The organism is Kitasatospora sp. NPDC056651 (assembly GCF_042792155.1).
Lineage (GTDB): Bacteria > Actinomycetota > Actinomycetes > Streptomycetales > Streptomycetaceae > Kitasatospora.
This window is the reverse complement of sequence record NZ_JBHTWX010000185.1, coordinates 1-7,664: the sequence shown is the minus strand read 5'-3', so window position 1 is coordinate 7,664 and position 7,664 is coordinate 1. Positions and strand designations below refer to the sequence as shown.

7 protein-coding genes and 2 tRNA genes are annotated in these 7,664 nt (G+C 72.5%); 7 read left to right on the top strand and 2 right to left on the bottom strand.

Going from position 1 to position 7,664, the window contains the following annotated elements; genetic code table 11:
- Positions 1-259: 259 nt before the first annotated feature.
- Together ACFRAR_RS37570 and ACFRAR_RS37565 are read left to right on the top strand one after the other, a co-directional pair.
- The gene (locus ACFRAR_RS37570; protein ID WP_380704747.1) at positions 260-1,486 is read left to right on the top strand and encodes a PP2C family protein-serine/threonine phosphatase; all 1,227 of its coding nucleotides are present in this window, start codon (positions 260-262) and stop codon (positions 1,484-1,486) included.
- Between the two features lie 486 nt (positions 1,487-1,972).
- Positions 1,973-2,170 (top strand): hypothetical protein, encoded by a 198-nt coding sequence (locus ACFRAR_RS37565; RefSeq protein WP_049648957.1) that lies wholly within the window; start codon positions 1,973-1,975, stop codon positions 2,168-2,170.
- Positions 2,171-2,203: 33 nt separating this feature from the next.
- On the opposite strand, the gene ACFRAR_RS37560 is transcribed toward ACFRAR_RS37565, so the two are convergent.
- On the bottom strand, positions 2,204-2,995 hold the full coding sequence (locus ACFRAR_RS37560; RefSeq protein WP_380704745.1) for a DUF6348 family protein: 792 nt from the start codon (positions 2,993-2,995) through the stop codon (positions 2,204-2,206).
- A 188-nt stretch (positions 2,996-3,183) separates the two neighbouring features.
- Between ACFRAR_RS37560 and ACFRAR_RS37555 the strand changes: the two genes are divergently transcribed.
- Entirely contained in the window at positions 3,184-3,774 is a 591-nt protein-coding gene (locus ACFRAR_RS37555; protein ID WP_380704743.1) for a hypothetical protein, read from the top strand.
- 79 nt (positions 3,775-3,853) lie between these two features.
- On the opposite strand, the gene ACFRAR_RS37550 is transcribed toward ACFRAR_RS37555, so the two are convergent.
- Positions 3,854-3,927: transfer RNA gene (locus ACFRAR_RS37550), tRNA-Gly, on the bottom strand.
- 208 nt (positions 3,928-4,135) lie between these two features.
- Here ACFRAR_RS37550 and ACFRAR_RS37545 point away from each other — a divergent pair.
- The 4 genes from ACFRAR_RS37545 to ACFRAR_RS37530 all read left to right on the top strand — a co-directional run bounded on the left by ACFRAR_RS37545 (position 4,136) and on the right by ACFRAR_RS37530 (position 7,528).
- Positions 4,136-4,209, top strand: a tRNA-Pro gene (locus tag ACFRAR_RS37545).
- Positions 4,210-4,514: 305 nt separating this feature from the next.
- Positions 4,515-5,921 carry a trigger factor gene (gene tig / locus ACFRAR_RS37540; RefSeq protein ID WP_380704741.1) on the top strand — a complete coding sequence of 469 codons (1,407 nt, stop codon included), beginning with the start codon at positions 4,515-4,517 and terminating at the stop codon, positions 5,919-5,921.
- 261 nt (positions 5,922-6,182) lie between these two features.
- Positions 6,183-6,809, top strand: a complete 627-nt coding sequence (locus ACFRAR_RS37535) for an ATP-dependent Clp protease proteolytic subunit (protein ID WP_380704749.1) — start codon at positions 6,183-6,185, stop codon at positions 6,807-6,809.
- 56 nt (positions 6,810-6,865) lie between these two features.
- Positions 6,866-7,528, top strand: coding sequence for an ATP-dependent Clp protease proteolytic subunit (locus tag ACFRAR_RS37530; RefSeq protein ID WP_380704739.1), 663 nt, complete (start codon positions 6,866-6,868; stop codon positions 7,526-7,528).
- The last annotated feature ends 136 nt before the right edge of the window (positions 7,529-7,664 follow it).

The window sequence follows — 7,664 nt, the reverse complement described above, 5'->3', positions numbered from 1 at the left end:
CCACCCACCCTTCCCGGCGGCCGCGACCACCCCGCGACGCCTGTGGGATCGGCCACAGGACCCGGCGCGCGGACACCCGCCGCGCGCCGGGCGCACGCACCACCCGCCTGGTTCGTGCGCCCAACCCCCGCACGGCCCCGGCGGCCCGCCCGCCCCCGTCTCGATCGGCCGAAACCCACCGGGCGCCCCGCGCTCCGACACCCGTGCCCGCCCCCGGCCCGTCGACGCCGGGCGGTGCCCGTGGATAGGGTCGGACCCCATGGCTGGCAGAGCGCCGGGCACGAAGCCCCAGACGACTGCGACGAGGCCCGGCGCCGCCCCGGCGTCCGAGTCCGTGACGGCCCGGTTGCGCAAGAGGGTCCGCCGGGTCCGCCGAAGGCTGCGCACGGCCGGGGTCGACTACTTCCGCGGCGGCGCCGCCGACTGGCCGGTGCTCTGCGCGCTCGCCCTGCTCGTCCCGCTGCTGATCCTGCTCAACATCTGGATGCCCGACTGGGCTCCGCCCACCTCCCTGGTCCTGCCGATCATCGCCGGCGCCCTGCTGCTGCGCCCCGGCAGCCTGGTGGTGCTCTACGCCCTGGCCGCGCTCGGGCTCTCCTCCGAGTCCGTGATCCACACCGGCCAGCGGGTCGCCAGCGACAACCCCGAGGCCTACCTCTACGGCGTGACCCCGGGCGCGGCCCTGGTGGTCGGCGCCGCCGGCGTGGGCGGCCTGCTGCTCGCCCAGTTCCGGGCCCGGGTCGGCGTGCCCTGGTGGGGCGGCTCCACCATGCTGTTCGACCTGCGCGAGCGGCTGCGGGTGCAGAGCCGGGTGCCCGAACTGCCGGACGGCTGGCACGCGGACATGGCGCTGCGCCCGGCCGGCGGCCAGTCCTTCTCCGGGGACTTCGTGGTCGCCGCCCGCACCGGCCCCGGCCAGCGGCTGCTGGAGGTGGTCCTCGCCGACGTCTCCGGCAAGGGCATGGACGCCGGATCCCGCGCCCTGCTGCTCTCCGGCGCCTTCGGCGGCCTGGTCGGCTCGCTGCCCGCGCACGACTTCCTGCCCGCCGCCAACGGCTACCTGCTGCGCCAGTCCTGGGAGGAGGGCTTCGCCACCGCCGTCCACCTGGTGCTGGACCTGGACACCGGCGAGTACGAGTTGCTCTCCGCCGGGCACCTGCCGGGCATGCAGCGCCTGGCGGGGGAGGGGCGCTGGGAGGTCAAGCAGGCCGACGGCCCGCTGCTCGGGATCTACGACGGCGCCAAGTTCGAGGGCGTGCGCGGCCGGCTGAACCGGGGCGACGTCCTGATGCTCTGCACCGACGGCATGGTGGAGGCGCCGGGCCGGGACCTCGGCGAGGGCATGGACCGGCTGATGGGCGAGGCGGACCGGGTGGTACCCGGCGGCGGCCCCGGCACCGGCGCGGGCGCCGCGGCCGCCCTGATCGAGACGGTCGCCCGGGACATCAACGACGACCGCGCCCTGCTGCTGCTCTGGCGCGACTGACGGCCGGTCGGACTGCCCGTCCGGCACGTGCCACCGGCAGCGCCGCTGTCAAGCCTGGCAGCTGATCTTCAGCCAAATCGGACGCCCCGTCGGTGGACCGGACCTGTGGCTTCCGTTACCCGCCTCCGGCCGTTTCCCGGCCGCTCAGCCCGGCCCCGCCGACGATTCGTCAGGGTGGCTCCGCTATCGTCCCGGTCGGCGGAAACTCGTCTCGCATCGCAGGATATGGCGTTGGGCTGACTTTCAGACCTTTACGCAATCAGCACGGTCGACCACACTGAGTCCGGGCGGGACTGTTCAGGATTCGGGGGATGGGGGGTGTCACGTGCGGCACGGAAGACAGCGGTCGACCGTGGGCTCCCCGGCCGGCGGTGTGCCGGACGGTCCGCGATTCCGCCTCGGGACCGTCGGACAGGCCGGGGTCCGGCTTTCGCAGGTGCCGCCGGGCGGTGGCACCCCGCTATGAAAACGAGGAAGTGAGTCCGGGTGGCACTCTCCGTCTCCGCACTGGTCCTGTTCGCGATCCTGTGCATCATCTTCATCCGCAACAAGCAGATGAAGATCCCGCACGCGATCGTCGCCGCCCTGTTCGGCTTCATGCTGCACGAGACCACGGTCGCGACCTCGATCAACTCCCTGCTGGCCAACCTGGCGCACAGCATCTCCGGCATCACCGGAGGCTGATCCGGCCGGGCCGCCCGCACCCCCGCCCAGGGGTCACCGGCCGGCCCGTCTGGCCTCCCGCCAGCGAGCGAACAGTCCCCGGGGGCGGGCCGCCGCCGGGGCCGGGACACGCATCGGTGCGGGTGCCTCGGCACCCGCCGACGTGTGCTGCCCCGAGGCCGCCGGTTCGGCCGTCAGCAGGACGAACAGCCGGGCCCAGCACAGCCGTTCACCCCGCGGCCAGTCCAGTGCGCGCAGCGCCGCGGACGCCGCCTCGGACACCTCGCCGCCCACCCGGACCTCGGCGACGTCGTCCCCCGCCTTCCCGCCCAGGAAGAGCTTGACGCCCACCGGCCCGGGGCCGGCCAGCTCCGCGCGCAGCGCGGGCGCCAGCGCCGGCAGCACCCGGTGCTCGGCCAGCCAACCCGCCAGGTGCTCGTTGCCGAAGCCGAACACCGCGGCCGGCCCCTGCACCGCGTGCCAGCCCGGGAGTTCGGGCAGGTCCGCGTGGTCGGCGTGCACCCCGTGCCGCTCCGCCGACTCGACCAGCACCGAGGCGGTGGTGGTCGCCCACATCTTCACCGCGTTGGCGAGCTTCTCCTCCTCGGTCTTGCCGAGGCCGGCCGCGCAGTCCCACACCACCGGGGCGTCCGCCCGGCCCAGGTGCAGCACGAAGCCGAGGTCCACGTGCCCGGCGCCCTCGTCCCCGGGGTGCTCGCGCACGGCCACCGCCGTGGTGCCGGGGCCGCGGACCACCTCGCCGTCCGGGTGGAACACCTGGCCCAGCCGTGCCATCTCCCGGACCACGCAGCGCTGAATGACGGCCAGTCGCTCCTGCGGATGCACCGGACTCCTCCACCTCGGGAGCGCGGCGCCGGGGGTAGCGCTCGAACTGCGCTCGAACGCCGCCGAGGCTATCGGCCCGACAGCCCGCCGGGAAACCATTCGGACCCCTCGCTCCTCCGGTCGCGGAAATGCCGTGAATGCCCCATTTTGGGCAGCGGAACCCGACGCCGTCCGCCCGGAGAGCCCGCATGCCCCGTACCGCGCCCCGCACCGCCGCCCCGACTCCGCCCGCCCTGCTCGCCCCCGGGTCGCCGCCGTTCGGCCCGGTCGCTGTCGACGGCCTGGCCGCCGCCGACGGCCTGGTCGCCGAGATCGAGGCCTACCTCGCCTCGCTGCCCGCCCCCGCGCGCACCCCGGTGCCGTACGTCTGCCCGTACGGCAGCATCGTGCGGCCCTGGCAGGCCGGCCACCCCGAGCCCCGGGCCACCCTGCTCGACCGGGCGCTGAACCGGCCCGCCCGCCCCGTCCCGGTCGGCGCGGCCGACCACCTGCGGCTCGCCTCCCGCTACATCGGGGCGCACGGCTGGCTCCAGGGCGCGATGTGGGACGAGGCCGGCCGGGTCTGCCTGCTCGGCGCGCAGGCCGCCGTGCTGGCGCACGGCTACGGCACCCCCGCCACCGTCCGCACCGCCCGGGTCCAGCTGATGGAGGTGCTGCACGCCACCGGCCGCCCGGCGCGCTCCCCGGACGAGTTCAACGACCGCCCCACCACCCGGGAGGGCGACGTCCACCAGCTGCTGGACCGGGCCGCCGCGCGGGCCGCCCGGCTCGGCCTCTGAACCGCCGGACCGGCGCCGCGGGGCCCGCGGCGGAAACGTCGACGGCCCCGGTGCGCTGGACGCACCGGGGCCGGACCTGTGGAGCGGGCGACGAGAATCGAACTCGCGTGACTAGTTTGGAAGACTAGGGCTCTACCATTGAGCTACGCCCGCACGACCCTCCGAGCCGTCACCGGCCGGAAGTTCGGGGGACAGCCTACCTGGTCCGGGCGCCCGAGTGCACACCGCGTCGCGCACGCCCTCCGCACGCCCGCGCGGCCGGGGTCGCGCGGTATGGAACGCGGGTCGCGCCCGCGCGGAACGAGCGGAACAAGTCGGCGAGCCCGTGCAGGCCCGGCGTGTACGCTTCCTCTCGGCACCACGGGGTGTGGCGCAGTTTGGTAGCGCGTCCGCTTTGGGAGCGGAAGGCCGTCGGTTCGAATCCGGTCACCCCGACAGTGCGGCAGGGTCTCGCCCACCGGGGCGGGGCCCTGTTCTGTGTCGAAGCTCCCGGGCGGCGGTACGGTGGCGCCTGGCGTCCGCCTTTCGTGGTACCGGTAGGATGGGGCGCTGGCGGTAGTCCCTGTGGCGTCCACCCAGGTCAACCGCACGAGGGCGAGGAGTCAAGCTCACCGTCCACCCCACGGGAGATGCAGCTCCAACCGCCCATCGCCCGTCTCGTCCGAACCCTCTTCCGGCCCCGGCCGGGCGGCGGGGACGGGCGGAGACAACCCGACCGCAAGCCCATAGGAGACCAAACCGTGAAGAGCGCCGTCGAGACTCTGAACCCGACCCGGGTTCGACTCACCGTCGAGGTGCCCTTCGAGGAGCTCAAGCCCAGCCTCGACGCGGCGTACAAGAAGATCAACCAGCAGGTCTCGGTCCCGGGCTTCCGCAAGGGCAAGATCCCGAACCGGGTCATCGACCAGCGCTTCGGCCGTGGTGCCGTGCTGGAGGAGGCCGTCAACGACGCCCTGCCGCGCTTCTACACGCAGGCCGTCGACGAGGGCAAGATCGAGGTCCTCGGACAGCCCGACATCACCAACATCGAGGGTGTCGAGAAGATCGCCGATGGCGGCGACCTGAAGTTCACCGCCGAGGTGGACATCCGCCCCGAGATCACCCTGCCGGAGTTCTCCTCCATCGAGGTGACCGTCGACCCGATCGTCGTCTCCGACGAGGACATCGAGAAGTCGCTGGAGCAGCTGCGCGAGCGCTTCTCCTCGGTCAAGGACGTCGAGCGCGCCGCCACCGCCGGTGACATCGTCGTCGTGGACCTGGTCGCCAAGGTCGACGGCGAGGTGCCGGAGGACGGCACCGCCACCGGTGTCAGCTACGAGATCGGCTCGGGCCGTCTGATCGACGGCATCGACGAGGCCGTCGTCGGCCTGTCGGCCGGCGAGGAGGCGACCTTCGAGACCGAGCTCAAGGGTGGCACCCAGGCGGGCAAGACCTCCGAGGTCACCGTCACCGTCACCGCCGTCCAGGAGAAGGAGCTGCCGGAGCTGGACGACGAGTTCGCCCAGCTGGCCAGCGAGTTCGACAGCCTGGAGGACCTGCGCGCCGACTCCCGCAAGCGCCTCGAGCGCATGAAGGAGTACGACCAGGCCACCCAGGCCCAGGAGAAGGTCCTGGACGCGCTGCTCGGCCTGGTGGAGATCGAGTACCCCGAGAAGCTCCTCAAGGACGAGATCGAGACCCGCAAGCACAACGTGGAGCACCACCAGCTCCAGCCGATGGGCCTCACCGTCGACGCCTACCTGGAGACCCAGGGCAAGACCCGCGAGGAGTGGGACGCCGAGGTCGAGGAGCAGGCGAAGAAGGGCATCAAGACCCAGTTCGTCCTGGACCAGATCGTCGCCGACGAGGAGCTGGGTGTTAACCAGGAGGAGCTGACCGAGCACCTCATCCGCCGCGCCGCCGGCTCGGGCCTCACCCCGGACCAGTTCGCGCAGCAGGTCGTCCAGGGCGGCCAGGTTCCGCTCCTGGTCGGCGAGGTCGCCCGCGGCAAGGCCCTGGCCACCGTGGTCGAGGCCGCCAAGGTCGTCGACACCGAGGGCAACGAGGTCAACTTCGACGACGAGGACGAGACGGCCGAGACCGTCGAGGCCGCCGCCGAGACCCCCGCCGTCGAGGACGGCGCCGCCGAGGAGAAGACCGAGGCCTGAGTGCCCCGGTAGCCCCCTGAGGCAGCCCAGCGGGCCCGGACGCCGTACGGTGTCCGGGCCCGCTGTCGTCCCGCCCGGCCCACCGCGACCCTGCGCTCACAGCGAACAGTTCTGCGTGAGGGATTCTGCGGCCCGGCCTGCGCGTTAGGGTCCTTGGACAGCATCAATCACGACGTGATACCCGAAGCTGTGCGACACCGTGACGGCCGTGGAGCGACCGTCCAAACCGACTGAGCAGGTGGCTAAGTGACGTTCCCGCAGATGCAGATGCCTGGCCCGATGGTGCCGCACGCCGCCGCTGGTGACGTGCTCGGCGGCCTTGGCGACCAGGTGTACAACCGGCTGCTCAACGAGCGGATCATCTTCCTCGGCCAGGCGGTCGACGACGACATCGCCAACAAGATCACCGCGCAGCTGCTGCTGCTGGCCGCGGACCCGGAAAAGGACATCTTCCTCTACATCAACTCCCCGGGCGGCTCGATCTCGGCCGGCATGGCGATCTACGACACCATGCAGTACATCAAGAACGACGTCGTCACCATCGCGATGGGCATGGCCGCCTCGATGGGCCAGTTCCTGCTCACCGCGGGTGCCCCCGGCAAGCGCTTCTCGCTGCCGAACTCGACCATCCTGATGCACCAGCCCTCCGCGGGCCTCGGCGGTTCCGCCACCGACATCCGCATCCAGGCGGAGCAGCTGCTGCGCACCAAGAAGCGGATGTCCGAGCTGATCGCCCACCACAGCGGCCAGACCTTCGACCAGATCACCGCGGACTCCGACCGCGACCGCTGGTTCACCCCGGAGGAGGCCCTGGAGTACGGCCTCATCGACGCGATCATGCACAGTGCCGCGGACGTCCCCGGCGGCGGCGGCACGGGCGCTGCCTGAGCCCCGGCCCGGCCCGCGAGACCACAGTCACAACGCCCCGGAGGACAAGGACCCCCATGAACATCCCCAGCCTGTCGGCCGCCAAGGCCCGCGTCGAGGACATGCGCGCCGAGGGCCGCTACATCGTCCCGCGCTTCGTCGAGCGCACCACGCAGGGCATCCGTGAGTACGACCCGTACGCCAAGCTGTTCGAGGAGCGCATCATCTTCCTCGGCTCGCAGGTCGACGACGTCTCGGCGAACGACATCATGGCGCAGCTGCTGTGCCTGGAGTCGATGGACCCGGACCGCGAGATCCAGATGTACATCAACTCGCCCGGCGGCTCGTTCACGGCCCTGACGGCCATCTACGACACCATGCAGTACGTCAAGCCGGACATCACCACGGTCTGCATGGGCCAGGCGGCCTCCGCCGCGGCCGTGCTGCTCGCCGCCGGCACCGCCGGCAAGCGCATGGCGCTGCCGAACGCCCGGATCCTGATCCACCAGCCGTACACCGAGACGGGCCGCGGTCAGGTGTCCGACCTGGAGATCCAGGCCAAGGAGATCTTCCGGATGCGCGAGCAGCTGGAGGAGATGCTCTCCAAGCACTCCAACCGGTCGGCGGAGCAGGTGCGCGACGACATCGAGCGCGACAAGATCCTCACCGCCGAGGAGGCCGTCGAGTACGGCCTGGTCGACCAGATCATCTCCACCCGCAAGACCTCGCTGACCTCCTGAGGTCGGCTCCCTCCCGGCCCGCCATCGGGTGGGGAGGGGCCATCGGGGCGGGGGGGGGCGCGGGGGGGGGGGCCCCCCCCCCCCCCCCCCGCCGGCCCGCCCGCACGCCCACGTGGGGGGGAGAAAAGACCACGCC

What these genes read in the sequence shown, in the direction of transcription:
- ACFRAR_RS37570 (WP_380704747.1), top strand. Translation starts at nt 260, where the DNA reads ATGGCTGGCAGAGCGCCGGGCACGAAGCCCCAGACGACTGCGACGAGG.
- ACFRAR_RS37555 (WP_380704743.1), top strand. Translation starts at nt 3,184, where the DNA reads ATGCCCCGTACCGCGCCCCGCACCGCCGCCCCGACTCCGCCCGCCCTG.
- ACFRAR_RS37535 (WP_380704749.1), top strand. Translation starts at nt 6,183, where the DNA reads ATGCAGATGCCTGGCCCGATGGTGCCGCACGCCGCCGCTGGTGACGTG.
- ACFRAR_RS37530 (WP_380704739.1), top strand. Translation starts at nt 6,866, where the DNA reads ATGAACATCCCCAGCCTGTCGGCCGCCAAGGCCCGCGTCGAGGACATG.